Below are 25144 nucleotides of genomic sequence, written 5' to 3' on the forward strand. Positions count from 1 at the left end.
GGGCGGCCTCCTTACGTGTCGCTACTCGGCTGCCTCTCGGCGCATCGGCGATGCACCGAAATCCTCGGGGAAATGGTGGAGTGCGCTGCGCACCGGATAGGGCGTGAAGCCGCCGAGCGCGCACAGCGAGCCGAACTCCATCGTGTCGCAGAGATCTTCCAGGAGCGCGATATTGGCGTCGCGCTCCTCATTGGCGACGATGCGGTCGATGACCTCCACGCCGCGCACCGCGCCGATCCGGCAGGGGGTGCACTTGCCGCAGGATTCCACACCGCAGAACTCCATGGCGAAGCGCGCCTGACGGGCCATGTCCACCGTGTCGTCGAACACCACGATGCCGCCATGGCCGATGAGGCCCGAGCGCTCCGCGAAGGCCTCGTAGTCGAAGGGCGTGTCGAACAGGGCGGGCGGGAAATAGGCGCCGAGCGGTCCGCCGACCTGGACGGCGCGTACCGGGCGGCCCGTGGCCGTGCCTCCGCCGATCTCCTCCACCAGCGTGCCGAGCGTCATGCCGAAGGCGGTCTCGAACAGCCCGCCATGGCGCACATTGCCGGCGAGCTGGATGGGCATGGTGCCGCGCGACCGGCCCATGCCGAAATCCCGGTACCGTTCCGCCCCGTCGGCAAGGATGCCGGGCACGGCGGCGAGCGAGAGCACGTTGTTGACGACGGTCGGCTTGCCGAACAGACCCCGATGCGCAGGCAGCGGCGGCTTGGGGCGCACCAGCCCGCGCTTGCCCTCCAGGCTGTCGAGAAGCGAGGTTTCCTCGCCGCACACATAGGCGCCGGCGCCCATGCGCAGCTCGATGTCGAAGGCATGGGACGAGTCCATCACGGCAGGCCCCAGAAGCCCTGCGCGCCGCGCCGTGGCGATGGCCTTGCCCATGATGGCGCCGGCATGGGGATATTCGGAGCGCAGATAGATGTAGCCCTTCGTGGCCCCGACCGCGAGGCCGGCGATGGTCATGCCCTCGATGAGCACGAAGGGATCGCCCTCCATGATCATGCGGTCGGCGAAGGTGCCGCTGTCGCCCTCGTCTGCATTGCAGACGATGTATTTCTGCGGCCCATCGGTCTCCGCCACCGTGCGCCACTTGACGCCGGTCGGGAAGCCTGCGCCGCCGCGCCCGCGCAGACCCGAAGCCACGACCTCCTCCACGGTGTCCGGGGCGCCGAGCGACAGGGCGCGGCCGAGCCCGGCATAGCCGCCATGGGCCTCGTAGTCCTCAAGCGACAGCGGATCGATCACGCCGCAGCGCGCAAAGGTCAGGCGCGTCTGGCGCGCAAGGAACGGGATCTCCTCGGGCGCACCGAGCCGCAAGGGATGGGCGGCGCCGTCGGCGAGCCCCGCCTCGACGAGGCCCGGCACGTCGGCGGGCGTCACCGGGCCGTAGGCGATGCGGCCGGCGGCGCTGGCGACCTCCACCATCGGTTCGAGCCAGTAGAGCCCGCGAGATCCGGTGCGCACGATGCGCGCCTCGATGCCGGCCCGGGCGAGGGTGGCGGCAAGCGCGTCGGCGACGGCGTCGGCTCCGACCGCCAGGGCTCCGGCATCGCCCGGCACGTGGAGGGTCAGGGTCATTGCCGGACCTCCGCGAGGATGTCGTCGAGCGCGGTATCGTCGAGCCGCCCGCGGAGCCTGCCGTCGACCATCGCCGCCGGTGCGCAGGCGCACAGGCCAAGGCAATAGACGGCGTCGAGCGTGACGGTCCCGTCGGCCTTCGTCTCGCCGAAGCCGATACCGAGCGCGTCCTGCAGCCGTGCGGACATGCGATGCCCGCCGGCGGCCTGGCAGGCCTCGGCACGGCACAGCTTCACGACATGGCGGCCCGCCGGCGCGGCGCGGAAGTCGTGATAGAAGGACACGACCCCATGGACCTCCGCGCGCGACAGGTTCAGCACCTCCGCAATCACCGGTACGGCGGCCTCCGGCACATGGCCGAAGGTCTCCTGTATCTCGTGCAGGATGGGCAGCAGAGGCCCCTCGCGGCCAGCATGGGCCCGAGCGATTTCGACAGTGCGGTCGGCAGTCCAGGGCTCGTATCGTGGCATGGCTGTCCTTGCGCGTTTCCGTCCCGTTTTCTTGAATCAATACAGTTATAATCCCGGCTCTATCAACAAAGCTGTTCCATGTTGCGATAGCAAAACGTAATCGATGAGAATAACGAGATGTGTATTCCCGATATTCTATCGAGTGATTGGGTTTTTCTATTGAGAAAGTCTGTCCGTCCGTGCGGACGGACGTCAGGCACACTGATAGGACGGGTCGTCGACGAGATCGGGGGCGAGCGTCTGGGCGAGATGCCGGGCTTCGGAAACGAGCGCGGCGGTCTGCGGCGTCATGGGCTCACGGTGGGGAACGACGAGGCCGACCGTGTGCAGCGCGTCGGGCTCCATGATGGGAATGGACTTCACGGTGTCCGTCAGCCCCAGCGTGTCGGCGAGCTTGGTGGGCATGATTGTTGCCCAGCGCCCGGTGCGCACATGGGCGAACAGCACCACGATGGAGTTCGATTCCAGCGTCGGCGACGGGGTGCCGCCGGCCGACCTCAAGAGCCCGTCGATGATGCGGCGGTTCTGCATGTCGGGGGTCAGGAGGCACAGCGGCAGTTGCGCGACCTCCGCCCAGGTGACCCTGTCCCGGTCGCCGAACTGGGCATCGGGGGCGGTGAGGAGATGGTAGCGCTCGCGATAGAGCGGCACGGTGCTGACCCGCCCCAGGGGCTCGTTGTCGAGATAGGTGATGCCGGCGTCGATCTCGAGGTTCTCCAGAAGCGTGAGCACTTCCACGGAGGTTCGCGAGATGATGGTGAAGCGGACATTGGGGTGGCGCGCGCGATAGGGTGTGGTGAGACCCGCCACCATGGCGAGTGCCGTCGGGATGGCTGCGATCCGCAGATGGCCGGCCAGCCCCGTCTTGAGCGCTTCCACCTCTTGGCGCATGGCGCGTGCGTCGCCGACGATGCGGCGCGCCCAGTCGAGCACCCGCTCGCCCTCGGGCGTGAAGCCGAGAAATCGCGAGCCGCGCTGCACGAGCAGGACGCCGAGCGCGCCCTCGAGCTGCTTGATGCCAGAGGACAGCGTGGGCTGGGACACGCCGCAGGCTTCCGCCGCGCGCCCGAAATGGCGTTCGCGGGCAAGCGCGATGATGAATTCCAGCCGGTCCAGCAAGCGTTCCCCGTATGGTGGTGCGTGCGCCCTGTCGATCCGGTCGGCCCGTCCAGGCTGCGGTGACCGTGGGAGCTTATATCGCTTTGAACTTCAAGGGAAAATGGATTTGGATTTCAAATCATCCGATCACGTTTAAGTATTGTTATCGGAAATACTTCCAAAAATCGCCAGGCTGTCGTGTTTTGTGCTTGTCGCGATCCGGCTTCGGGAGATCTGCGGGCGCGCGGCTAAGGTGTTCTCCACGATTGCAGAAACTGTATCGAAATACGAAAAAATGTGAATGACGGAATTAAAGCGTAATTATGCCTGATTATGCAATCTGATTGGGGCGATCCGCCAGAATGCAGCGCAGCTTTCGGTCGTCGAGCGTGCGCAGGGCTTGGGGGCGGGCACAGTCGTCGCGCACATCCGGGCAGCGATTGGCGAAGAAGCAGCCCTCCGGCAGGTGCCTGTTGCTGGTCGGCTCGCGCACGGCGTCCTCGTGGAAGAAGGCGTCGTCGCCGTCGAGCTTCGGCACCGCGTTCAGAAGGGTGCGCGTATAGGGGTGGCCGGGCGCGCCCATGAGCGGCCCGGCGGGGCCTTCCTCCACGATCTGGCCGAGATACATGACCGCGACCCGGTCCGCGATATGGCGGATCACCGAGACGTCGTGCGAAATGACGATGAAGGTGAGGGTGCGTTCGCGGTGGAGCGCGAGGAGCAGGTTGAGGATCTGCGCCTGGACGGAGATGTCGAGGGCGGAGGTCGGCTCGTCGAAGATGATGACATCCGGGTCGGAGGACAGAGCGCGGGCGATGGCGATGCGCTGGCGCTGGCCGCCGGAGAATTCGTGCGGATAGCGGTCGAGATGTTCCTCCTTGAGCCCGACATCGACCAGCAGGCGTTCCGCCAGAGCACGCAGCTCCTCGCGCGCGGCCTTCCTGTGGGCGAAGACCGGCTCGGTTACGACCCGCCAGACGGGGAGGCGCGGATTGAGCGAGGATTGCGGATCCTGGAAGACGATCTGAGGCCGCGAGGAGAGGACCTCAGCCCGGCCCTCGCTCGGTTGTTGCAGTCCGAGCAGGATCTGCGTCAGCGTGCTCTTGCCGCAGCCCGATTCGCCGACGATCCCGAGGATCTCGCCCTTGTTGACGGTGAGGTCGATGCCGTTCAGCGCATGGACATATTCGACGGTGCGTCCCCACCAGTTGCGCCGGCCGGGGAAGCGCTGCCGGAGGTTCTCGATCCGGATCTCGACGGGCGCGCTCATCGTTCGCTCTCCTCGCTCTCCCGCGCCTCGAGCCAGCAGGCGACCTCGCGTGTGCCCGACTTGAAGAGCGGCGGACGCTCGTCGCAGCGCGCAAGGCGCCGCTCGCAGCGATTTGCGAACAGGCAGCCCGCCGGCAGGGCACGCGGGTCCGGCACGGTTCCGGGGATGGAGGGCAGGGGTTCCCTTGGCGTTCCCTGGTCGGGCAGGGCCTTGAGGAGCGCGCTCGTATAGGGATGGCGCGGCGCGTGGATGATGTCGCGCGTCGCGCCGGTCTCCATCACCGAGCCCGCATAGAGCACATAGACGCGGTGGCAGATCTGGCTCACCACGGCGAGGTCGTGGGTGATGAGCAGGACGCCCGAGCCCGTCTTCTCCGCCATCCGGCGCAGGAGCAAAAGGATCTGTTTCTGCACCGTCACGTCGAGCGCGGTGGTCGGCTCGTCGGCGATGATGAGCTTCGGGTTGCAGGAATAGGCCATGGCGATGAGCACGCGCTGGCGCATGCCGCCGGAGAGCTCGAAGGGATACTTGCCGAGCGTCTGTTCGGCATCGCCGAGCTGGACCTCGCGCAGGAGATCCGCGGCGAGCCGTTTCGCGCCGGCGCGGTCGATGTCGCGGTGCTGGCGGATCACCTCGCACATCTGGTCGCCGATGCGCCGCGTCGGGTTGAGGGCGGTCATCGGCTCCTGGAAGATCATCGCCGCGTCGCGGGCGCGCATGCGCGACAGCTCCCGCTCCGACATGGCAAGCACGTCGCGCCCGAGAATGGCGATCCGGCCGGAGCGCACGCGATAGGCCTTCTCCTCGATCAGCCGCATGGCCATCATGGCGGTGACCGACTTGCCGCTGCCCGATTCGCCCACGAGCCCGACGATCTCGCCCGCCTTCACCGCGAGAGACACGCCGTTGAGGGCGGCGACGTCGCCCTGGAATGTGGGCAGGTCGATACCGAGATCGTGAATGTCGAGAACGGTCGTGTCCGTGGTCACCGGCCTCTCTCCTTCGGGTCGAGGATGTCGCGCAGGCCGTCGCCGAACAGGTTGAAGCCGGAGGCGGCGACCAGGATGGCGAAGCCCGGAAAGGCGGAGTACCACCATTGGTCGAAGATGTAGGTGCGCCCTGTGGCGACCATGGCGCCCCATTCCGCGGTCGGCTGCTGGGCGCCGAGCCCGATGAAGCTGAGCGCGGACGCCATGAGGATCGCCGCGCCGAGATCGAGGGTCGCCTGCACGATGATCGGCGAGAGCGTGTTCGGTCCGACATGCCAGCGGATGAGGTGCCACCGCGACGCGCCGAAGCTGCGCGCGGCCTGCACATAGCCGATCTCGCGCAGGCTGAGCGTCTGGCCGCGCGTGAGCCGCACATAGAAGGGGATGCGCACCAGCGCGATGGCGAGCATGGCGTTGAAGAGGCTCGGGCCCAGCGCCGCGGCGAGCGCGATGGTCAGGACGAGCGAGGGCACCGACAGGACCACATCCATGATGCGCATGATGGCGGTGTCCGTGCGCCCGCCGACAATGCCGCTGAAGGCGCCGATCAGCACGCCGGACGTGCCCGCGATCAGCACGATGAAGAAGCCGACACCCACCGACTGGCGCGCCCCGTGGATCACGCGGCTGTAGATGTCGCGGCCGACCTCGTCTGTGCCGAAGAAATGCGTCCAGCCGGGCGCGGCCAGCCGCATGCGGATATCGACCGCATTGGGGTCGTGGGTCGCCAGAAGCTGCGGCACCGCCACGATGATGACGATGGCGGCGATGATCGCAAGCCCGACGATCATCAGCGGGCTCTGGCGCACACGCCACCAGAAATAGCTGCGCGCAGGGCGCCTCCTCCCGATGCGGGCCTCGCTCATCAGCCGACCTCCCGGATGCGCGGATCGAGCGCCAGATAGACGAGATCGACCACGAGATTGACCAGCACATAGGCGATCGAGACAACCACGGTGAACCCCATGATGGCCGGGAAGTCGAGGGCCTGGATGGAGGCGACCACATAGGCGCCCATGCCGGGCCAGGAGAACACGGTCTCCGTCAGCACCGCGCCGTAGAGCAGGTCGCCGAAGGCGAGCCCGAGCACGGTGACCGACGGGATGAGCGCATTGGGCAGGCCGTGGCGCAGGACGACCCGCCAGGCCGGCAGCCCGTTGGCGCGCGCGGTGCGCACATAATCCTCGCGCATGGTCTCCAGCATGGCCGAGCGGATCTGGCGCGAGACGATGCCGAGCTGGACGACGCCGAGCGTGATCGCCGGCAGCGCGATATGGCCGAGCGCACTGAAGAAGCGGGGCAGGCTGCCCTCCAGCAGGCTGTCGACCAGATAGAAACCGGTGATGGTGGGCGGGGCCCCGAGGGATTGCGAGATGCGCCCGCCGGCCGGAAACCAGCCGAGTTCGCCATAGAGCACGAAGAGCAGGATGAGGCCCAGCCAGAAGGCCGGGGTGGAGATGCCGATCACGGCGAAGCTCCGGCAGAGCTGATCGATCCAGCTATCGCGATAGATCGCGGAGAGGACGCCGAAGGGCACTCCGATCAGCGTGGCGATGAGGAGCGCCACCGCGCCGAGCTCGATGGTCGCGGGGAAGAAGGCCTTGATGTCCTCAAGGACCGGGCGGCCGGTGCGGATCGAGGTGCCGAGATCCCCCTTGAAGAGGTCGGACACATAGATCGCATATTGCTCCGGCAGCGGGCGGTTGAGGCCGAGCTGCTCGCGCATCGCCTCGACGGTCTCCGCGCTGGCCCGGTCGCCGGCGATCAGCCGGGCCGGGTCGCCGGGGATCAGGTGCGAGACGGTGAAGGTGATCAGCGAGACGCCCGCAACGACGAAGACGAGAAAGAACAGGCGTTTGGAGACGACACGCGCGAACTGCATCCGGGCCTCTGTGCGGCAGATGGGGCCGCGGCGGGCGACAGGGCCCGCCGCGGCGGCTGTTGTCTACTCGGACTTGCTCATATCGGCGAGATTGTAGATCTGCACGAGCATCGGATTGAACACGAAGCCCTTCACGTCCTCGCGCATGGCGATGTTCTCGTTGCGCTGGAAGAGATAGGCGTAGACCGCGTCGTTGACGACGATCTCCTGGGCCTGCTGATAAAGCTTGGTGCGCTCCTCCTGGCTCGTCAGGCGGGCCGCGGTGCGGATCAGCTCGTCGACCTTCTCGTTCTTGTAGAAGGACCGGTTGCCGGCGAGCCCGAACTTCGCGCTGTCGAACCAGTAGTTCATGAACATGTACGGGTCGGAGAAGTCCGGCGTCCAGTTGCCGGCCGCGATGTTGAAGTCGCCCTTGTCGATATGCTCGCGCATGGTCGCATAGGCGAGGTTCTCCATCTTAAGCTCGATGCCGAGCTGGGCGAGGCTGGCCTGGAGCAGGAGGCCGATGGGCTCCCAGTTCGGGTCGGTGGAGGCATAGAGATAGGTGAGCGTGCCGATGTCCTTGCCGGCGATCAGCTCCTTGGCCTTGTCGAGGTCGTAATCGTACTGGAGCACGGTCTCGTCATGGCCCCACATGCCCTTCGGGATCGGCCCGCGCATCTGGATGCCCTTGCCGAGCAGGATGCCGTCGATGATGCCCTGATAGTCGATGGCATGGTTGATCGCGCGGCGGACATCCGGGTCGTCGAGCGGCGGCTTGGAGGTGTTCAGGTAGAACTGCGTGATGCGGAAGCTCGGATACTCCTTGACCACGACGCCGTCCTCGTTGGCGATGGCGTCGAGCTGGTCGATTGGCAGCTCTTCGGCCAGGTCCACATCACCGTTCACGAGCTGCAGCCGGCGGGTCGAGGCCTCGCCGATCATCTTCACGACCACCTTGGAGAAGGCCGGGGCCTCGCCGCCATAATGCGGATTGGGCTCCAGAACGATGGACTGGCCCTTGTCCCACGAGACGAGGCGGAAGGCGCCCGAGCCCGCCGTGTGGCTCGACAGCCAGCCCTGCGCATGGTCGCCGTCCTTCTCGTGGCTCGCGATCGCCGGATTGACGATGGCCGCGCCGTTATTGGCGAGCGTGTAGAGGAAGGGCGCGAAGGGCTCGGCGAGATGGAAGCGCACGGTCTTCGGGTCGATCACCTCCACGCTCTCAAGCGTCGGGAAGGCGTCCGCCGGACCGTTGCCCATGGCTTTCAGCCGGTCGAAGCTGAACTTGACGGCCGCCGCGTCGACGGGCGTGCCGTCGTCGAAGGCCTGGCCGTCGACGAGCGTGAAGGTCCAGGTCTTGCCGTCCTCGCTGGCCTCCCAGCTCTTGGCGAGCTCGCCCTCGACCGAGGTCTGGCCGACGCCGTCCTTCACGCCGTAGCGCACGAGACGCTGATAGGCCGGATAGGTGATCGTCCAGTCGTTGTTGGTCATGGTGAAGGCCGGATCGAGCGAGGTCGGATCCTGTGCCTTGGCGATGACGAACACGTCCTGTTCGGCAGAGGCCGGCATGGCCGCAAGACCCATCAGGGCCACGCCGATGCCGGCGCCCAGAAGACGCTTCAGAAGTCCTTTCATCATGGCTCTCCTTGTCAACTCCCCTCAGTTCTTGTCCTTCAGATGCTGGCCGAACCAGTCCTGCGCCTCCGCGGCGACCTCGAGGAGGTCGAGTGCCCGGTCGCCGAGCATGTTGGCGGTATCGCGCAGGAGAAGGTTGATCAGCGCATAGAGCGCGATGGTGGTGCCCATGAAGGGCCCGCGATTGCCGGCCACCGTGAAGACATGGTCGGCGACGGGCACCGCCCAGTCGCACAGATCGTCGCACAGCACGATCACCTTCACGCCGCGCTTGTGGGCGAATTCGGCGAGCAGCGGCCCGGCGCGCCCGTAGCGGAAGATGTCCACCAGCACGAGCGCCACATTGGGTCCCGGATCGGTGAGCACGTTGAAATAATCGCCATTCGTACCGTCGAGATGGAAGGCGCGAGGGCGGACATATTCGAGATGGTCGACGAAGGCGCGCGCCAGATGCGCGGTGGTCTGGAAGCCCGCGGCATAGACGCAGTCGGAATGGGCGACGAGGCCGACCGCCTCGCTCCAGTCCGGCCGCTCGCGCAGCTCGTAGGCGCGCCGGATCGTCTGGCAATCGGCCTCGAAGGCCCCGTCGCCCGCGCCCGTGCCGACCGATCTGCGGGCCGCGACGAGCCCGCTCAGCGGCGCGTCGAGGCTGCTGCCCTTGGCGTGCTGGCGCAGCTCCTGGAAGCTGTCGAACCCAAGCTTGTGGGCAAAGCGCGTGACGCTCATGGCGCTGACGCCGGCGCGTCCCGCAATGGCGGCGCTGGTCTCCAGAAGCAGGATATGGGGCTCGGCGAGGACGAGATTGGCGAGCAGGCGCTCCGAGCGCGTCAGGCTGTCATAGCGCTCCTTGACCAGCTCGCGCACGTCGCTTGCCATGGTGTTTTTGTTCCCCTCGCATCCCTTGCCGGCAACTATGAAATGTTATAATCGAAACGGTCAAGGGATTTTCGTTACACACCTAACTGTCCAGCCAGCGATCCAGGAGGGCCCGCCGATGAGCCTTATGAGAGTCGACGAGGAGGCGACGGGTCTCGATCTGATGTTGCTATACGCGACGAGCGACAATCTGGCCGGCCGCCCCGTCTATGCGCAGACCGCAGGCTGTCTCCTGATACCGGAGGCCGCGGAGGCGCTCGCGCTCGCCGCGAGGCTTGCTGCCATACAGGGATGCCGCCTGCGCATCTTCGACGCCTACAGGCCCTCCCGGGTGCAGCATTATTTCTGGGGCGTGGTTCCCGACAGGCGCTATGTGGCCGATCCGCGGGTCGGCTCGACCCATTCGCGCGGGATCGCGGTCGACCTCACGCTGATCGGCGAGGACGGCGAAGTGCTCGACATGGGCACCGGCTTCGACGCCTTCGACGAGCGCTCGCACATGGCCTGCACGACCATCTCGCCGGAGGCGCAGCGCAACCGTTATCTCCTGACCGGCATCATGGTGCAGTCGGGCTTCGCCGCCCAGCCCTACGAATGGTGGCACTTCAACCTGCCCGAGCCGGAGCAGTATCCGCTCATCCACGACGACCCGCTCGGCAATGCGATGCTGCCGGACTGGCTGGCGGCCATGACCTTCGAGACGGACTGAGCGGGCGGTTCTCCGCGTTCCGACCGGCACTGGCCCGCCCCCACCCGGTCACCTCGACTGTCGTCATGCCCGCGGAAGCGGGCATCCATCAGGCAGCGTTATTCGGCAAGCACCGAATGGTTTCCCGCTTCCGCGGGAATGACGGGCAAAACCGGCCCGGGTAGGGAAGCGGGTCGGTGCCGCCCGAGCGGATGGGGCTCCCGCCTATCGCTGCCGGATCCGGTCGCCGATCAGGCAGATCATCTCGAACATGAGAACGGTCGCCGTGAGCGCGGTGATCTGGTTCGGGTTGTCGCGCGTCGGCATCATGCACACAATGTCGGCGCCGACGATGTCGAGACCGCGCATGGTCCGCAGCAGGCGGATGGCCTCATAGGCGCGCAGGCCGCGGTATCCCGCTTCCAGGTTGGAGACGCCGGGAGCGTCCGCCACGTCGAGCACGTCGAGGTCGAAGGTGATGTAGACGGGATTGTCGCCGACCCGGTCGAGAATGCGCTGGGCGGTTTCGTCCAGCCCCTCGTCGAAGACCGTTTCGGCGGGCATGATCTCGTAGCCGAGATCGCTGTCGGCCGGATTGCCGGTGCGGGGTTTGAGCGGATTGCCGCGCATGCCGAGCTGGATCGACCGGCCCGGATCGACATGGCCCTCCTGAACCGAATAGGCCGCCCAGTGCGCCGCCGAGCGGCGATTGCCGAGCCAGTGGGGCAGATAGTCGTAGTCGTCGCGATGGGCGTCGAAATGGACGAGCGAGAGCTTGCGCCCGCCGGCGAGCGCGGTGTCCTTCCCGCCCAGCGCCTTCAGGATCGGGCCGGTGATGGCGTGATCGCCGCCGATGGAGACGGGTCGCGCGCCCGCCCGGTCGAGCCGGTGGAAATAGTCCTCGATATGGCCCACCGAGATGTCGTTCGCCATGGCCTCCGGCAGGGGCACGTCGCCGAGATCGTTGACGCGAAGGATGTCCCAAGGGCTGAAGCCGTAGGTCTCGTGGGCCCGGCGATAGCGCCCCGACATGTCGCGGACCGCGCGCGGCGCGAGATGCTGGTCGCGCTCGGTGGAGCCGTTGCCGGAGCTGTGCGGCACGCCGACGAGCGCGATGTCGCTCGCCGACGGATCCTCGTTCCAGGGGCACTTGAAGAAGGTCGGGATGCCCCACCAGTACCAGGGCTGCATCGCGGCCTTGCGCGCGGCGAATTCCTCGTCGGAGACGGTCATGTCGACATTCCCTTTCCGGGCTTTGCGGGGCTCACACGGGATCGCGGATCAGCGGAGCGGTCGAGCAGTGCAGCCCGCCGCCGCCGGCGCAGACCTTGTCGTAAGCGACGGCCACGGTCTCCACGCCGTGGCGGTGGAGCGCCTCGCGCGTCATGTCGGTCATGCCCTCCGGAACGATCAGCCGCCCCGGCGAGACGGCGAGGCTGTTGACGATCCACGGATTGTCGGAATGGTGAAGCTCGATGGTGTGGATGTGGCGTGTCTTCAGTTCCTCCAGGAACCAGAAGGGCACGATCGACGGATTGACCATGGCGAGGTCGGGCGCGACCATGAGGAAGGTCCCGTCGATATGCAGCCGGTAGCCCGTCAGCTGGACGCGCAGGAGCTCCACACCCTGCGGGCGCAGCACTTCCTCGATCTGGCGGGCGCCTTCCTCGTTGACGCGCGAGGACAGGCCGATGACGGCGGTGTGCTCGTCGATCCAGGCGAAGCTGCCGCCCTCCGCGATGGCATTGCCCGACAGGGTGCGCAGGATGGGGCAGCCGAGATTGGCGAGCGTGCGCGTGGCGGACCGTTCCTCGCCGCGGCGGACCGTCGGACCCATCCGGGTGACGATGGCGCCGCCGTCTATGCCGATCACCACATCGCGCGTGTAGCAGGTCTTCATCATGCCGGGCTCGGCGCGGTCGATCATCACGACCTCGACGCCTTCCGCCTGAAGCGCCGCGACGAAGGCGTCGTGCTGGGCCTGCATGGCGGGAAGGTCGGGCGGGGTGTCGCCGCGCCAGTACCAGCCCGCCTCAAGGTCGCCATAGGCGCCGATGGGCAGCCGCTTGGCGGTGTCCACGACGTTCAGCTCCTCGCCCGGCCGGTGCATGAGGACCGCGCGCAGGCGGCCGACATCGTTGCGGCATCCCCACTCCCGGCCCCAGACGGTCTTCTGCTGGCCGCGGTCCTCGAAGGGCGGTTCGGCATGGGAAGGAAACAGCTTGATCAGCTGATTGTAGCGCCACTCGTTTTCCGTCATCGCGCTCATCGCGCACCCTCCATTCTCGAAAAACCGTTCAGATGCCGACTATCGGGTCGCCGCCATTGGGGCAGAGGAGCTGGCCCGTCATGAAGTCGCCCGTGGGCCCGCACAGCACCGCCACCCAGGCGGCGATCTCCTCCGGGCTCGCCGCCCGCGACAGGAGATTCTCGCGCGCCTCCTCGTCCACCGCCTGCTCGCCATAGGCGAGCGTCATGGCGGTGCGGGTCACGCCGGGCGCTATGGCGTTGGCGAGGATGCCCCAGGGGGCGAATTCGCGCGCCCACGCCTTGGCCATCGCGATCAGCGCGGCCTTGGCGGCGCAATAATGCGAGGAGCGCTCGAAGCCCACCTGTCCCCTGTTGGATCCGATATTGACGATGCGGCCCCAGCGCGCCTCCTTCATGCCCGCAATGCAGGCCCGCATCGCGGCATGGGCGCCCCAGACATGGGTGTTCATCATGCGGTCGAAGGCCGCCCGGTCGATCTCCTCCAGCGGTGCGTTGTTGCCGGCCACGCCCGCATTGTTCACCAGGATGTGGACGGGTCCCGCATCGGCGACCGCCGCCTTGAGGGCGGCCTCGTCGGCGACGTCGCAGGCCAGTGCTCTCGCGGCATGGCCGGCCGCCTCGATCTCCGCGACGGCCTGCGAGACGCGGGCGGGATCGATGTCCTGGACGATCACCTCCGCGCCATGCGTCGCCAGAGTGTCCGCGCAGGCCCGTCCTATGCCGCTTCCCGCGCCCGTGACCAGCGCGCGGCGCCCGGTCAGTTCCATTGCTCCGCTCTCTCCTGTTCCCTGCCGGTTGCCGGATCCGGCGCCGCGCCCCGGAAGACGATGGCGAGCTGGCCGTTGACCCGGGACTTGAGCTCGTCGGCGGTCACGCTCTCGTCGGCCAGGAAATTCATCCAGTGGAAGGTGCCGATCCCGACGATCAGGCTGGCGAGCGCGTCGGTGTCCACGTCCGCCGCGATCCGGCCGCGCCTCTGGAAGGCGTTCAGCATGCGTGTGTAGTGGCGGTGCAGGATCTGGTTGAGGCGCATCGCCGTCCTGTGGGCCTCGCCGCCCGGTTCCTCGTAGAGGGTGCCGAAGATGACGCGCCAGCAGTCGCGGGTGAGGATGCGGGTGCTCTGCACCACGAGCAGGTTCTCGTAGGCGCACACCGCCTCCAGCGGATTGGCCGGCGGGTTCTTCAGAAGTGCGAGCCGTTCCGGCAGCGCCTGCCGGATATGGCGCACGGCAAGCCCGAGCACGATGTTCCGCTTGGTGGAGAAGTAGTTGTAGACGGTCGCCGCCGACAGGTTGGCGCGCCGGGCGATGTCGGTCACATGGGTGTCCCGGTAGCCCTTCTCCGCAAACAGGGCCGCGGCGACATCGAGGATGCGCTCCCACCGTGCCTGCTGCTTGCGTGCGCGAAGGCCTGTCATGTCCGGTCCGGACCCCCTTCCTGTCCTGCTGGGCGACAGTCAATCCCGCGCCGTAATTTTAGTCAACTTCAAAATTGGACTTGACTCTAAAATCCTCTGTGGAAGACTTCCCGGACGGAACAGGGGCGCAAGGGTCATTCATGCTGACAATCCGGGCAGAGCCGTATCCGTTTCCCCATGACGGGCTTGCCCGCGAGGCGACCGCCCTGGTCGTCGTCGACATGCAGCGCGACTTCCTCGAGCCTGAGGGCTATCTGGCCGCGCTCGGCGGCGATATCGACGGGACGCGCGTTGCCATTCCAGGCGTGCGTCGCCTGCTGGATGCGGCCCGCGAGGCCGGTCTCTTCATCGTCCACACCCGGCAGGGCTACCGGCGCGACCTCAGCGACCTGCCGGCCCACAAGGCCTGGCGCGCGAACCATTTCGGTAGCGGCGTGGGTCGGGAAGGGCCGCTCGGTCGGGTTCTCGTGCGCGGCGAGCCCGGTTGGGAGATCGTGCCGGAACTCGCGCCGGCCGATGGCGAGGCGGTCGTCGACAAGAGCGCCAACGGGCCGTTCCACGACACCGATCTCGACACCGTGCTGCGGATCCGCGGTATTCGCCATCTGATCGTCTGCGGTATCACCACAGACTGCTGCGTCCATGCCACGGTGCGCGATGGCAATGACCGCGGCTATCAATGCCTGCTCGTCTCCGACGCCTGCGGGTCGGGCGACCGGCGCGCCCACGAGGCCGCCGTCTATCTGATGACGGTGGAGGGCGGCGTGCTCGGCGCGACGGCGACGGTTGCCGATGTCGGTTCCGCGCTCGCCCGGCTGACGGAGAGCGCGGCATGAGCGGCGGCGGGCTGGCCGTGCGGGATCGCTGGTTCGAGCGCCGGCCGGTCGAGCCGGGCCTCACGCTCTATCGCGAGCCGGCGGTCCACAAATGGTTCCGCGCCAATATCTGGTATGTCCGGGGCCGCGATCTCGACCTCCTGGTCGATGCGGGAATGGGCATCGCGCCCCTGCGCCCGGCGCTGGAGGAGATGGACGACAGGCCGGTGCTCGCGCTCGCCACCCATGGCCATGTCGACCATATGGGCGGACTCCACGAATTCGACCGGCGCGCGATCCACGGTGCCGACGCCGCGGCGCTCGAAGGCGACGACGGCGTGCATCTCGGCCCCTTCTTCCGCGACACGCCGGAGGCAGTGACGGCCCTGCCGGAGTCCGGATGGCGGCTCGCGGCCTTCACGGTCGAGGCGAGGCCAGCCACACGGATCCTGCGCGATGGTGATACAATCGATCTCGGCGACCGGCGCTTGGCCGTGGTGCACCTGCCCGGCCATTCGCCGGGATCCGTCGGGCTTGTGGACGAGCGGTCCGGCGACTTCTTCTCCGGCGACGTGATTTATGACGGCCGGCTGCTCGACGACCTGCCGCGCTCGGACCCGGCGCGCTACGAGAACACGATGGACCGGCTGCGGGAACTGCCGGTGCGCAGGGGGCTTGGCGGCCACGGCCCGATCTTCGACCGGGCGCGCATGATCGATCTCGTCGAGGACTATCTCGCAGGCCGTCGGGCCATGGGATGTCCCGGAGGGCATTGATCGGGGGTGGAGTTCAACAAGGCCTCTGAGAGGCGATGGAGGGAGTAGGATGACTGGCAAGACAATCAATGACGACCTGATAGACCTCGCCCGCCAGGAGGTGGCGAAGGGCCGGATGGGCCGGCGCGATTTCGTCCGGCTGTGCCTTGCCGCCGGCATCGCGCCGGTGGCCGCCAGCAGCGGCCTGTTCTCCGCGCGCGACGCTCTGGCGCAGGCCAACGAGATCGTGCTCGCCAATTTCGGCGGCGATGCCGTCAAGGCCATGGGCGAGGCGTGGGGCGAGCCCTTCACGGCGGATACCGGCACGCCGGTGATCGTCGACGGCGCCACGCCGCTGGCCGGCAAGATCAAGGCGATGGTCGAATCCGGCAATGTCGTCTGGGACGTGTGCGACGGCGATGGATTCCTGTGCAACCAGCTCGGCTTCCAGGACCTGCTCGACGAGGTCGACTATTCCATCGTCGACAAGTCCATGGTGCGCGACGGCTGGGCCTATCAGCACGGCATCGCGAACTACACCTACAGTTTCGTGCTCGCCTACGACAAGACGCTGTTCCCGGACCGGCCGCCGACCTACAAGGACTTCTTCGACACGAAGACCTATCCGGGCAAGCGCACCATGTGGAAATACCAGATGGGCGCGATGGAAGCCTGCCTCCTGGCCGACGGCGTGCCGCCGGAGGAGCTCTACCCGGCCGATGTGGACCGCGCCATCGCCAAGGCCAAGACGCTGGGCGACGACCTGATCTTCTGGGAATCGGGCGCCTCCAGCCAGCAGATGCTCATGACCGGCGAGGTCGTCATGGGCAATATCTGGAACACGCGCTCGAGCGTCCTCGAACGCGACACGGACGGGCGCATCACCTGGACGTGGAACGACGGGCTGTTCTGCCACTCCTCCTTCGTGATGCCCAAGGGCCACAAGGCGGGCGCGGAGATCACCAACAAGTTCCTCGCTTCCTCGCTCATCCCGGAGCGTCAGATCGAGCTCCTGAAGCTGCTCGGCAACGGACCGAGCAATCCGGCCGCATCCGCCATGCTCAAGGGCGATCTGGTCCGGATCGATCCCGGCCATCCCGACAATGTCGCCAAGCAGGTCACCCGCAGCGAGGCGTGGTACGAGAAGAACTACGACGACGCGCTGGCGAAGTGGCTCGACGGCATTTCGAGCTGACGCACTCTGCGGAGCGGCCGGGTCGGTGCCCGGCCGCGTCCCTTACCGGCTCGATCGGTCTGCGCTCGGGCGGACTCGCCTGGGTGCGGAAAAGTTGATCGGTCTCAAAGTGTTGGAGCAAGGGCAGGCGGCGCGCATATCATGCGATCCTATTACGGCTTCGTTCTTCCGGCGATCGTGCTCGTCGCCGCGATGTTCCTCGTCCCGCTCGGCTGGATGGTGCTGATCTCGTTCGAGGCGCCCGGCAGCTTCACCCTCCACTGGTATCGCGAGATCGTCACCTCCGACGGCATCCGGAACATGCTGTGGACGACATTCCGCATCGTCACCGTCACAACGGCGATCGCACTGGCGCTCGGCTATCTGGTCGCCTTCGCCATGGCCCATATGGGCGAGCGCCAGCGCCTGTTCCTGACGCTGTTCGTGCTGGTACCGTTCTGGCTTTCGGTGCTCGCCCGCGCACTCTCCTGGCTCATCCTCCTGCGCCATAACGGGCTCATCAACGAGGGGCTGATGGGGGCCGGGCTGATCGACCGGCCATTGTCGCTGGTGCGCAACGAGACCGGGGTGATCATCGGCATGGTCCACTTCCTCATCCCCTATGCGGTGTTCCCGCTCTTCGCCGCGATGACGAGCTTCGACGGGCGGCTCATCATGGCCGCGCGCAGCGTGGGCGCGTCGAGCTGGAGGGCCTTCGTGGACATCTATCTGCCGCTTACCCTGCCGGCGCTGTTCGGCGCGGGGCTCCTGGTCTACATCTTCGGGCTCGGCTTCTTCGTGACGCCCGCCATTCTCGGCGGCGGGCGCGTGGTCATGCTGTCGGAGTATGTCAGCGTCTCGGTGCTGCAGACGCTGCGCTGGTCGCTTGCCGGCGCGCTTTCCATGGTGCTCCTGATCTCCACCGTGGCACTCGTCTACCTGATCGGCCGGGTCGTCGGGCTCAAGCGCATAACGGGGATGGCGTGATGGAACTGTCGGCCCGCGCGAGACGGCTTGTGGCGGCGGCGGCCTGGCTCGTCGCCCTGTTCCTGATGCTGCCGGGCTTCGTGACGATCCCCGTGGCGCTCAACGACACGCGGTTCATGGCGATGCCGAAGGATGGCCTGTCGCTGCGCCATTTCGAGACTCTGTTCACCGATGCGGGCTGGCTGTCGAGCTTCGCCGACAGCGCCACCATCGCCGCCAGCGCGACCGTGCTCGCAGTGTTCCTCGGCACCTTGTGCGCCATCGGCCTGTGGCGGATCGGCGGGCGGATCGGCGCGATCTGCGGGGCCATCGCGGTCACGCCGATGATCATGCCGCCGGTCGTCTCCGCGCTCGCCATGTACCGGCTATGGGTGGAGCTCTATCTCTACGACACATGGCCGGGGGTGGTGATCGCCCACACCATCATCGCGCTGCCCTATGTGGTGATCACGGCGAGCACCTCGCTCGCGCTCGTCGACCCGCGGCTGGAACAGGCCGCGCGCAGCCTCGGGGCATCGCCCTGGCGATCCGCCTTCGAGATCATCCTGCCCAATATCAGGGGCGGCGTGCTGACCGGCGCGATCTTCGCCTTCATCATCTCCTGGGACGAGATCGTGGTCACGCTGTTCGTCTCGACCCGGGCCGTCTACACGCTGCCGCGGCGCATGTGGGACGGCATCCGCGAGAATGTCGACCCGACCGTGGCCGCGGTGGCCGTCGTGCTGATGGTCATGACCACGCTCGCCGTCGGTATCGCCATGGCCTATTCGGGCCGCAAGGCCGCGCGCGGCGGCGAGAGCTAACCGGAAAACAGGGATAACAAGCAGATCGTCATGGTCCTGAACCTCATCTCGAACCCGCCGCCCTGGCCTGGAGACGCGCGCTGCGCGGTCGCCTTCACCTTCGACATGGATGCCGAAAGCCTCCTGCATCTCTATCACCGGGAGGCGGCGCCGGGGCTCATCGGCACGAGCGCGACGCTCAGATACGGGCCGCGCATCGCGGTGCCGCGCCTCGTGGAGATCGCGCGTCATACAGGTATCAAGCTGACCGGCTACGTGCCCGGCTGGTGCGTGGAGACCTATCCCGACGCCATTGCGGGTCTCGTGGAGGGCGGCCACGAGATCGGCCATCACGGCTGGCTGCACGAGAAGCCCAACACGCTCTCCCGCGAGGACGAGGAACGGGTGCTCCTGCGCGGGATCGAGGCCATCGAGGCGGCGACAGGCACGCGCCCCCGGGGATATCGCGCGCCGTCCTACGCCATGTCGGAACACACGCTCGACCTGCTGGTCGAGCACGGGTTTTCCTATGACAGCTCGCTGGTTGGCGACGACGTGCCCTATCTCGTCTCCGGCGCGCGCGGCCGGCTCGTGGAGCTGCCCTCCGACTACGCGCTCGACGACTGGCCGCAATATGTGCACATGAAGGAGTTCGGCTGCACCATGCCGATCCGCTCGCCGGAACGCGCCCTGGAGGTGTTCCGGGCGGAGTTCGACGCGGCCTGGACCCATGGCGGGCTTTGGGTCAGCATCTTCCATCCCTTCGTGTCGGGCCGTTTGGCGCGGGCCGAGGCGCTCCTCGGGCTCATCGCGTACATGCAGGAGAAGGGCGGTGTCTGGTTCGCCACCATGGCGGAGATCGCCGAGCATATAGAGGGGCTGGTCGAGACCGGGCAATGGCATCCGCGCGAGGAGCGGCTGCCCTTCTGGCGCGAGCCCGTCGCCCCGCTCGTCACCCCGCGCGAAAGCTGAGGCAGGCGGTGCCCCATGTCGAAGAGTGAGCAACACGCCGTTTCCCTGCGGAACGTGACCAAGGCCTACGGTACGATCCGGGCCATGGACGATGTGAGCCTCGATGTCGCGCCGGGCGAGTTCCTGAGCCTGCTCGGGCCGTCGGGTTCCGGCAAGTCCACCATCCTCATGGCGATTGCGGGCTTCGTGAAACCCGATGGCGGGGACATCCTGCTCGACGGGCGCTCGGTGACGGCCCTGCCGCCGGAGGCGCGCAATTTCGGCGTGGTGTTCCAGGGCTATGCGCTCTTTCCGCATATGACGGTCGCGGAGAATGTCGGCTATCCGTTGAAACTGCGGAAGGTCGGCAAGGCCGATATCCGGGAACGCGTCGCCCGGGTGCTCGACCAGGTCCATCTCACCGCCTTCGCCGAGCGCTATCCCCGCCAGCTCTCCGGCGGCCAGCAGCAGCGCGTGGCGCTCGCCCGCGCGCTGGTCTTCGAGCCGTCGGTGATCCTCCTGGACGAGCCGCTGTCCGCCCTCGACAAGAAGCTCAGGGCGGAGCTCCAGCTCGAGCTCAAGGCGCTCCATGCCCGGCTCGGCATGACCTTCATCAACGTCACCCACGACCAGGAGGAGGCGATGACCATGTCGGACCGGATCGTCATACTCCATGAGGGCCGAATCCAGCAGATCGGCGCGCCGGAAAGCCTCTATCGCTATCCCGCCACGCGCTTCGTGGCCGACTTCCTGGGCCGGGCGAATTTCCTCGAAGGCGAGGTCGCGGGCGTCTCCGGCGGCATCGTCGCCGTGCGCCACGGCGATGCGGAGGTGCGCGTTCCGCAGCCGGAAGGCGGCGCGGCGGAGGGCCGGTGCCTGATCGCGCTGCGGCCGGAGCGGATCGCCATTACCCGTGGCACCGCGGCAGTGGACGAGGGGCAGAACAGCCTTGCCTGCACCGTGCTTTCCGCGATCTTCACCGGGTCCCAGGTCCTCTATCAGGTGGAGACGGCCTTCGGCGAGTTGCTGGTGCTGCAACCCTCCTTCGGCGCGAGCGCGACGGTCGAGGCGGGGACCCCGGCGGTCCTTGCATGGCCGCTCGATGCCGGTGTGATCGTGACCCCGTGACGGCGTCGCCGGGTTTTTCTCAGGGTGGAAGAGATCGGGCAAGTTGGCGTTGACGGTGCGCGCTGGTCCCGCCAAGAGAGATCTGTGCGCATCGCCAACGACAAGACAGACGATGGGGGAGATTGCCTGTGACCGCCGAATTCGAGATCGCCGCCGCGAGCACATTGCCGGACGACGGCACGGCCGGGGCGCTTGCCGGGCGCATCTGGCGTCCCGATCTGGAGGGGCCGTCCGTGGTGGCGGTGAGGGACGACGGCATCCACGACATCTCCGCGACCTTCCCCACCATGCGGGATCTCTGCGAAATGCCCGATCCGGCGAAGGCGCTTCGTGCGGCGGCCGGAGAGATCGTCGGCCGGCTCGAGGAGATCGCCGCCAACACGCCGCCGGACACCCGCGACCCGTCGGCGCCGTGGCTGCTTCCCCCATCGATCTCCAGGCGGTGAAGGCGGCCGGCGTTACCTTCGCGGTCTCCATGATCGAGCGGGTGATCGAAGAGCGCGCCCGGGGCAACCCGGCCGAGGCGGACGCGATCCGCAAGGATATCGGCCGCATCATCGGCACCGACCTGTCGGCCCTGAAACCCGGATCGGACGAGGCGATGGCGCTCAAGGACGCGCTGATCGAACGGGGGCTGTGGAGCCAGTATCTGGAGGTCGGCATCGGCCCGGATGCGGAGATCTTCTCGAAGACCCAGGTTCTCGCCTCCGTCGGCACGGGCATGGATGCCGGGCTCCATCCCATGTCGCACTGGAACAATCCCGAACCGGAGGTGGTCGTGGTCGTCGCGTCCGACGGGCGCATCGTCGGCGCGACACTCGGCAACGACGTCAATCTGCGCGACGTGGAGGGGCGCTCGGCGTTGCTCCTGTCGAAGGCCAAGGACAACAATGCGAGCTGCGCCGTCGGCCCCTTCCTGCGCTTCTTCGATGAGGGCTTCGATCTCGACACGGTGCGCGCCATGACCGTGACGCTGACGGTGGAGGGACCGGACGGCTTCCGCCTCGATGGCGTCTCGCGCATGGACGAGATCAGCCGCGACCCCGCCGACCTCGTCGGCCAGATGGTCGGGCCGCATCACCAGTATCCCGACGGCGCCGTGCTGTTTCTCGGCACGCTGTTCGCCCCGACGAGGGATCGCGACGGTGAGGGGCAGGGCTTCACCCACCATATCGGCGATATCGTCACGGTGGCCGCGCCCGAGCTCGGGCGCCTCGTGAGCCGGATGAAGCACAGCACCGACTGCGCGCCATGGCGGTTCGGGGCAAGCCATCTGATGCGCAATCTGGCCCGGCGCGGGCTGCTTTGAGGAGAACCGGAACGGATGACCGCGGAAACGACCAAAGAGGAAAGGCTGGGGCGGACGCTCGCCGGAGCCGCGCGCGAGGGCCGGGTGCTCTCCACGCCGGAGCTTGCCGCCGCCGGGCTCGTGCCGGAGACGATCGCGGAAGGCATGGCGGCGCAGGCGGCGAGCGTCGTCGCCGGCGGCTGGCCGGTCGCCGGCTGGAAGGTCGCGGTGCGGCCGGAGGGCGTGGCGGTGGCCGCGCCGCTGGTCGATATCGTCGAGGCGGAAGGGCCGGAGCCCGTCGCATACCGCTCGCCGCTGCTCACGGCGGTCGAGGTGGAGATCGCCGTGAGGCTCCGGGACGACATGCCGGCGCGGTCCGGAACGGCCTACAGCCGCGAGGCGCTCATGGACAATATCGCCTCGGTCCATATGGGAATCGAGATCCTGAGCTTCCGGCTCGACGACGGCAATCAGGGACCGTTCCCGCTCTTCCTCGCCGACCGGATCGGCAATGGCGGCTTCGTTCTGGGACCTGCGGTGGATCCTGCCGTGATCGATGCGGTGGCGGGCGAAAGTGCCGATCTGGCGCCGATTGTCCTGCGCTGCGGGTCGGAAACGCTGTTCTCCGGGCCGGCTGTCCACCCCAATGGCGATCCGCTGTCGCCGGTCCTGGCCTATGCCAACGCGCAGATCGACGGGCTCGGAGGCCTGAAGGCCGGCCAGGTGGTGACCACGGGTGCCTTGTGCGGCCTCGTTTCCGTTCCGCCGAACTGCACGCTCCACGCCGACTGGATCTCGTCGATGGAGATGGAGCTGTCCGGCTGAGGGCGCGCGTGCAGCCCGAACGGAAACTGTGCTAGATTGACGGCCATGGCATCATTTCTCTCAAAACTCTTCGGCGGCGGTTCGAAAAAGGACGAGGATCCGGGCGACACCCCGCAAATGGGCGAGGCGGTCACCTACAAGGATCTCACCATCCGTCCCGCCCCGATCCCCGCAGGCAGCCAGTGGCGCGTCGGCGGGGTGATCGTCAAGGCGGGCAGCGAGGGCGACATGGAGCGCCAGTTCGACCGTGCCGACACCGTGCCCTCGCGCGAGGACGCGGAGACCATCGCGATCACCAAGGCCAGGCACATCATCGACGAGCAGGGCGACCGGCTGTTCGCCGACGGCGCCCCCTCGCGCCGCGTCTGACGCCCGCGGCAACCCTCTGCCGCGGGGTCGCCGGTCCCTACAGCCCTACCATGATCGACGGCAGATAGGTCGCCGCCGCCGGGACGAGCAGCACGGCGATGAGCACCGCGAGCTGGGCAAGCACGAAGGGGATCACGCCGCGATACATGTGGCCGTAGGTGATCGATGGCGGGGTGATCGACTTCAGATAGAAGATCGAGGGCGCCATGGGCGGGGTCAGATAGGATGTCTGGATCACGACCATCACCAGCACGGCGAACCAGATCGGATCGATCCCCATGGCCTTGATGACGGGGGTGAAGATCGGCACGCAGATCAGCACGATCGAGATCCAGTCGAGCACGAAGCCCGCCACGAAGACGATGGCGAGGAAGACGGCGATCACGCCGACGTCGCCGACGCCGAGAGCGTCCACGGCGGAGCGCACCAGCGTGCTGCCGCCGGTCACCGCGAAGATGCTGGTGAACATGGTGCCGCCGACCACGATCAGCATGATCATGCAGGAGATGCGGATCGAGACGGCGAAGGCCTGCCGGAGCATGGGGAAGGTCAGCTCGCCCAGGACGGCGGCGAGGACGAGCGTGCCGAACGCGCCGACGGCGGCGGCCTCCGTCGGCGAGGCGGCGCCCGTCAGGAGCGAGCCGAGCACGGCGACGATGAGGGCGAGCGGCGGGACGAGCGCCTTCGCCGTGACGGCAAGCTTCTCCGCAAGCGGCCTGTCGAATTCCTCGCGCGAGACGGGCGGGCCGTCGGCGGGCCGCAGCATGCAGCGCACGACCACATAGGCGAGGAAAAACACCACCATCATGAGGCCCGGCACGATAATCGCGGCGAACAGCTTGCCGATGGAGAGCTGGGCGATGGAGGCGTAGATCACCACCACGATGGAGGGGGGAATGATGGTGCCGAGCGAGCCGCCAGCGCAGATGGTGCCGGCACCGAGCCCCATGTCGTAGCGATAGCGCTGCATGGCCGGGATCGCCATCAGGCCGACGACGATCTCGACGGCGCCGACCACGCCGGAGGCGGCCGCGAAGATCGCGCACATGGCGATGGTCGTGACCGCGAGGCCGCCGGGCATGCGGCCGAACCAGAGCTGGAGTGCCTGAAACAGCCGCAGCGCGATGCCCGTGCGTTCCAGCACCGCACCCATGAGCACGAAAAGCGGGATCGCGGCGAGGTTGAAGTTCGAGGCGGTGGTGAGCACCGCGCCGTAGAGCTGGAGGAAGACCAGATCCCCGAAGGCGGACAGGCCGAAGGCCACCGCGACGATGATCAGGCACAGCGAGACGGGAATTCCGGCGAAGACGAGGGCGAACAGCGCCGGGAACATCAGGGCGGGCACGGCCGACATCACAGCGCCTCCGTGTCTTCGAGCTCGTGCTCTGTCGATCCGGGCGACTTGTGGCCGAGCGCGAAGCGGGCGGCTTCGGCGAGAAGCTGCAGCGTCATGACAAGGAGGCCGGCGGCGAGCGCGGCGTAGAAGGGCCACATGAGCGGTGCCCACGGGCTCACCATCTCCACTTCCGCCGTCCGGTAGGCCTTCACCGTCTTCTCGATGCCGATATAGGAGAAGATGGCGAAGACCGGCGCGAGCACCAGCGCGTAGACGGCGGCGTTGACGATCCGCTGGACGCGTTCGGGCAGGCGCGAGGACAGGAAGTCGATGCGCACATGGGCGTCCGCCTTCAGGGCGTAGGCCGCGCCCATCAGGAAGATCGAGCCGTTCAGCATGTATGAGATGTCGAACGCCCAGATCGTCGGCGCGCCGAAGACATAGCGCGCGACGACCTCGAAGATCATGGAACCGACCAGAACCGCCAGCATGGCCATTGCGATGGCCCCCGCGATCCCGGAAATGCCGTCGACGGCATCGAGCAAACGCGTCATAGACCCTCCCCCAGGAGAAAA

At 67.3% G+C, this 25144-nt stretch carries 25 protein-coding genes and 1 pseudogene; 11 read left to right on the plus strand and 15 right to left on the minus strand.

Annotation, left to right across the window (positions count from 1 at the left end; genetic code table 11):
* Positions 1-21: 21 nt before the first annotated feature.
* The 9 genes from HW532_RS16220 to HW532_RS16260 all read right to left on the minus strand — a co-directional run bounded on the left by HW532_RS16220 (position 22) and on the right by HW532_RS16260 (position 9783).
* Positions 22-1581, minus strand: a complete 1560-nt coding sequence (locus HW532_RS16220; RefSeq protein ID WP_213161458.1) for a formate dehydrogenase beta subunit — start codon at positions 1579-1581, stop codon at positions 22-24.
* Positions 1578-2051, minus strand: a complete 474-nt coding sequence (locus tag HW532_RS16225) for a formate dehydrogenase subunit gamma (RefSeq protein WP_213161459.1) — start codon at positions 2049-2051, stop codon at positions 1578-1580. The genes HW532_RS16220 and HW532_RS16225 overlap by 4 nt, the downstream gene beginning before the upstream one ends.
* Positions 2052-2243: 192 nt before the next feature.
* A complete protein-coding gene (locus HW532_RS16230) occupies positions 2244-3170 on the minus strand; it encodes a LysR family transcriptional regulator (RefSeq protein WP_213161460.1) in 927 nt (308 codons plus the stop codon).
* Positions 3171-3480: 310 nt separating this feature from the next.
* On the minus strand, positions 3481-4419 hold the full coding sequence (locus HW532_RS16235; protein ID WP_213161461.1) for an oligopeptide/dipeptide ABC transporter ATP-binding protein: 939 nt from the start codon (positions 4417-4419) through the stop codon (positions 3481-3483).
* The gene (locus HW532_RS16240; RefSeq protein WP_213161462.1) at positions 4416-5408 is read right to left on the minus strand and encodes an ABC transporter ATP-binding protein; all 993 of its coding nucleotides are present in this window, start codon (positions 5406-5408) and stop codon (positions 4416-4418) included. Before HW532_RS16240 ends, HW532_RS16235 begins: the two co-directional genes overlap by 4 nt.
* Positions 5405-6274: a D,D-dipeptide ABC transporter permease gene (gene ddpC, locus HW532_RS16245; protein ID WP_213161463.1), complete on the minus strand. Its 870-nt coding sequence runs from the start codon at positions 6272-6274 to the stop codon at positions 5405-5407. The genes HW532_RS16240 and ddpC overlap by 4 nt, the downstream gene beginning before the upstream one ends.
* Positions 6274-7290 (minus strand): ABC transporter permease, encoded by a 1017-nt coding sequence (locus HW532_RS16250; RefSeq protein ID WP_213161464.1) that lies wholly within the window; start codon positions 7288-7290, stop codon positions 6274-6276. The genes ddpC and HW532_RS16250 overlap by 1 nt, the downstream gene beginning before the upstream one ends.
* 63 nt (positions 7291-7353) lie before the next feature.
* A complete protein-coding gene (locus tag HW532_RS16255; protein ID WP_213161465.1) occupies positions 7354-8910 on the minus strand; it encodes an ABC transporter substrate-binding protein in 1557 nt (518 codons plus the stop codon).
* A 21-nt stretch (positions 8911-8931) separates the two neighbouring features.
* On the minus strand, positions 8932-9783 hold the full coding sequence (locus HW532_RS16260) for a MurR/RpiR family transcriptional regulator (protein ID WP_213161466.1): 852 nt from the start codon (positions 9781-9783) through the stop codon (positions 8932-8934).
* A 118-nt stretch (positions 9784-9901) separates the two neighbouring features.
* On the opposite strand from HW532_RS16260, the gene ddpX reads away from it, so the two are divergent.
* Positions 9902-10492 carry a D-alanyl-D-alanine dipeptidase gene (gene ddpX / locus HW532_RS16265; RefSeq protein WP_213161467.1) on the plus strand — a complete coding sequence of 197 codons (591 nt, stop codon included), beginning with the start codon at positions 9902-9904 and terminating at the stop codon, positions 10490-10492.
* A gap of 204 nt (positions 10493-10696) precedes the next feature.
* On the opposite strand, the gene HW532_RS16270 is transcribed toward ddpX, so the two are convergent.
* From HW532_RS16270 to HW532_RS16285, 4 genes are read right to left on the minus strand one after another with little or no spacing between them, the layout of a single operon-like run.
* Positions 10697-11704 (minus strand): arginase family protein, encoded by a 1008-nt coding sequence (locus HW532_RS16270; protein ID WP_213161468.1) that lies wholly within the window; start codon positions 11702-11704, stop codon positions 10697-10699.
* A 31-nt stretch (positions 11705-11735) separates the two neighbouring features.
* Entirely contained in the window at positions 11736-12740 is a 1005-nt protein-coding gene (locus tag HW532_RS16275) for a dimethylarginine dimethylaminohydrolase family protein (protein WP_213161469.1), read from the minus strand.
* Between the two features lie 28 nt (positions 12741-12768).
* Positions 12769-13509 (minus strand): SDR family NAD(P)-dependent oxidoreductase, encoded by a 741-nt coding sequence (locus HW532_RS16280; protein WP_213161470.1) that lies wholly within the window; start codon positions 13507-13509, stop codon positions 12769-12771.
* On the minus strand, positions 13500-14159 hold the full coding sequence (locus HW532_RS16285) for a TetR/AcrR family transcriptional regulator (protein WP_213161471.1): 660 nt from the start codon (positions 14157-14159) through the stop codon (positions 13500-13502). The genes HW532_RS16280 and HW532_RS16285 overlap by 10 nt, the downstream gene beginning before the upstream one ends.
* Before the next feature lie 140 nt (positions 14160-14299).
* Between HW532_RS16285 and HW532_RS16290 the strand changes: the two genes are divergently transcribed.
* From HW532_RS16290 to HW532_RS16335, 10 genes and pseudogenes are all read left to right on the plus strand, one after another.
* Complete coding sequence (locus HW532_RS16290) at positions 14300-14995, plus strand: cysteine hydrolase family protein (protein ID WP_213161472.1); 696 nt, start codon at positions 14300-14302, stop codon at positions 14993-14995.
* On the plus strand, positions 14992-15750 hold the full coding sequence (locus HW532_RS16295; RefSeq protein ID WP_213161473.1) for an MBL fold metallo-hydrolase: 759 nt from the start codon (positions 14992-14994) through the stop codon (positions 15748-15750). The genes HW532_RS16290 and HW532_RS16295 overlap by 4 nt, the downstream gene beginning before the upstream one ends.
* A 49-nt stretch (positions 15751-15799) precedes the next feature.
* A complete protein-coding gene (locus HW532_RS16300; RefSeq protein ID WP_213161474.1) occupies positions 15800-16924 on the plus strand; it encodes an ABC transporter substrate-binding protein in 1125 nt (374 codons plus the stop codon).
* Between the two features lie 141 nt (positions 16925-17065).
* Positions 17066-17890 carry an ABC transporter permease gene (locus HW532_RS16305; RefSeq protein ID WP_213161475.1) on the plus strand — a complete coding sequence of 275 codons (825 nt, stop codon included), beginning with the start codon at positions 17066-17068 and terminating at the stop codon, positions 17888-17890.
* Positions 17890-18693, plus strand: a complete 804-nt coding sequence (locus tag HW532_RS16310; protein ID WP_213161476.1) for an ABC transporter permease — start codon at positions 17890-17892, stop codon at positions 18691-18693. The genes HW532_RS16305 and HW532_RS16310 overlap by 1 nt, the downstream gene beginning before the upstream one ends.
* 30 nt (positions 18694-18723) lie before the next feature.
* On the plus strand, positions 18724-19644 hold the full coding sequence (locus HW532_RS16315; protein ID WP_213161477.1) for a polysaccharide deacetylase family protein: 921 nt from the start codon (positions 18724-18726) through the stop codon (positions 19642-19644).
* 15 nt (positions 19645-19659) lie between these two features.
* On the plus strand, positions 19660-20751 hold the full coding sequence (locus HW532_RS16320; protein WP_213161478.1) for an ABC transporter ATP-binding protein: 1092 nt from the start codon (positions 19660-19662) through the stop codon (positions 20749-20751).
* 146 nt (positions 20752-20897) lie between these two features.
* Positions 20898-22060: pseudogene (locus HW532_RS16325) on the plus strand (fumarylacetoacetate hydrolase family protein).
* A 15-nt stretch (positions 22061-22075) separates the two neighbouring features.
* The gene (locus tag HW532_RS16330; protein WP_213161479.1) at positions 22076-22864 is read left to right on the plus strand and encodes a 2-keto-4-pentenoate hydratase; all 789 of its coding nucleotides are present in this window, start codon (positions 22076-22078) and stop codon (positions 22862-22864) included.
* Between the two features lie 45 nt (positions 22865-22909).
* Positions 22910-23233 carry an HlyU family transcriptional regulator gene (locus HW532_RS16335; RefSeq protein WP_213161480.1) on the plus strand — a complete coding sequence of 108 codons (324 nt, stop codon included), beginning with the start codon at positions 22910-22912 and terminating at the stop codon, positions 23231-23233.
* Positions 23234-23270: 37 nt separating this feature from the next.
* Here HW532_RS16335 and HW532_RS16340 read toward each other — a convergent pair whose 3' ends face one another.
* Both HW532_RS16340 and HW532_RS16345 read right to left on the minus strand, forming a co-directional pair.
* Positions 23271-24587 (minus strand): TRAP transporter large permease, encoded by a 1317-nt coding sequence (locus HW532_RS16340; protein WP_213161481.1) that lies wholly within the window; start codon positions 24585-24587, stop codon positions 23271-23273.
* On the minus strand, positions 24587-25123 hold the full coding sequence (locus tag HW532_RS16345) for a TRAP transporter small permease subunit (protein ID WP_213161482.1): 537 nt from the start codon (positions 25121-25123) through the stop codon (positions 24587-24589). The genes HW532_RS16340 and HW532_RS16345 overlap by 1 nt, the downstream gene beginning before the upstream one ends.
* Between the last annotated feature and the right edge of the window lie 21 nt (positions 25124-25144).

Origin of the sequence: Kaustia mangrovi (assembly GCF_015482775.1) — a bacterium.
Lineage (GTDB): Bacteria > Pseudomonadota > Alphaproteobacteria > Rhizobiales > Im1 > Kaustia > Kaustia mangrovi.

Excerpts from the sequence above, each read along its gene's own strand:
- HW532_RS16220 (WP_213161458.1), bottom strand. The coding sequence starts at position 1,581 with ATGACCCTGACCCTCCACGTGCCGGGCGATGCCGGAGCCCTGGCGGTC.
- HW532_RS16225 (WP_213161459.1), bottom strand. The coding sequence starts at position 2,051 with ATGCCACGATACGAGCCCTGGACTGCCGACCGCACTGTCGAAATCGCT.
- HW532_RS16235 (WP_213161461.1), bottom strand. The coding sequence starts at position 4,419 with ATGAGCGCGCCCGTCGAGATCCGGATCGAGAACCTCCGGCAGCGCTTC.
- ddpC (WP_213161463.1), bottom strand. The coding sequence starts at position 6,274 with ATGAGCGAGGCCCGCATCGGGAGGAGGCGCCCTGCGCGCAGCTATTTC.
- HW532_RS16250 (WP_213161464.1), bottom strand. The coding sequence starts at position 7,290 with ATGCAGTTCGCGCGTGTCGTCTCCAAACGCCTGTTCTTTCTCGTCTTC.
- HW532_RS16255 (WP_213161465.1), bottom strand. The coding sequence starts at position 8,910 with ATGATGAAAGGACTTCTGAAGCGTCTTCTGGGCGCCGGCATCGGCGTG.
- HW532_RS16260 (WP_213161466.1), bottom strand. The coding sequence starts at position 9,783 with ATGGCAAGCGACGTGCGCGAGCTGGTCAAGGAGCGCTATGACAGCCTG.
- ddpX (WP_213161467.1), top strand. The coding sequence starts at position 9,902 with ATGAGCCTTATGAGAGTCGACGAGGAGGCGACGGGTCTCGATCTGATG.
- HW532_RS16270 (WP_213161468.1), bottom strand. The coding sequence starts at position 11,704 with ATGACCGTCTCCGACGAGGAATTCGCCGCGCGCAAGGCCGCGATGCAG.
- HW532_RS16275 (WP_213161469.1), bottom strand. The coding sequence starts at position 12,740 with ATGAGCGCGATGACGGAAAACGAGTGGCGCTACAATCAGCTGATCAAG.
- HW532_RS16280 (WP_213161470.1), bottom strand. The coding sequence starts at position 13,509 with ATGGAACTGACCGGGCGCCGCGCGCTGGTCACGGGCGCGGGAAGCGGC.
- HW532_RS16285 (WP_213161471.1), bottom strand. The coding sequence starts at position 14,159 with ATGACAGGCCTTCGCGCACGCAAGCAGCAGGCACGGTGGGAGCGCATC.
- HW532_RS16290 (WP_213161472.1), top strand. The coding sequence starts at position 14,300 with ATGCTGACAATCCGGGCAGAGCCGTATCCGTTTCCCCATGACGGGCTT.
- HW532_RS16295 (WP_213161473.1), top strand. The coding sequence starts at position 14,992 with ATGAGCGGCGGCGGGCTGGCCGTGCGGGATCGCTGGTTCGAGCGCCGG.
- HW532_RS16300 (WP_213161474.1), top strand. The coding sequence starts at position 15,800 with ATGACTGGCAAGACAATCAATGACGACCTGATAGACCTCGCCCGCCAG.
- HW532_RS16305 (WP_213161475.1), top strand. The coding sequence starts at position 17,066 with ATGCGATCCTATTACGGCTTCGTTCTTCCGGCGATCGTGCTCGTCGCC.
- HW532_RS16310 (WP_213161476.1), top strand. The coding sequence starts at position 17,890 with ATGGAACTGTCGGCCCGCGCGAGACGGCTTGTGGCGGCGGCGGCCTGG.
- HW532_RS16315 (WP_213161477.1), top strand. The coding sequence starts at position 18,724 with ATGGTCCTGAACCTCATCTCGAACCCGCCGCCCTGGCCTGGAGACGCG.
- HW532_RS16320 (WP_213161478.1), top strand. The coding sequence starts at position 19,660 with ATGTCGAAGAGTGAGCAACACGCCGTTTCCCTGCGGAACGTGACCAAG.
- HW532_RS16330 (WP_213161479.1), top strand. The coding sequence starts at position 22,076 with ATGACCGCGGAAACGACCAAAGAGGAAAGGCTGGGGCGGACGCTCGCC.
- HW532_RS16335 (WP_213161480.1), top strand. The coding sequence starts at position 22,910 with ATGGCATCATTTCTCTCAAAACTCTTCGGCGGCGGTTCGAAAAAGGAC.
- HW532_RS16340 (WP_213161481.1), bottom strand. The coding sequence starts at position 24,587 with ATGTCGGCCGTGCCCGCCCTGATGTTCCCGGCGCTGTTCGCCCTCGTC.
- HW532_RS16345 (WP_213161482.1), bottom strand. The coding sequence starts at position 25,123 with ATGACGCGTTTGCTCGATGCCGTCGACGGCATTTCCGGGATCGCGGGG.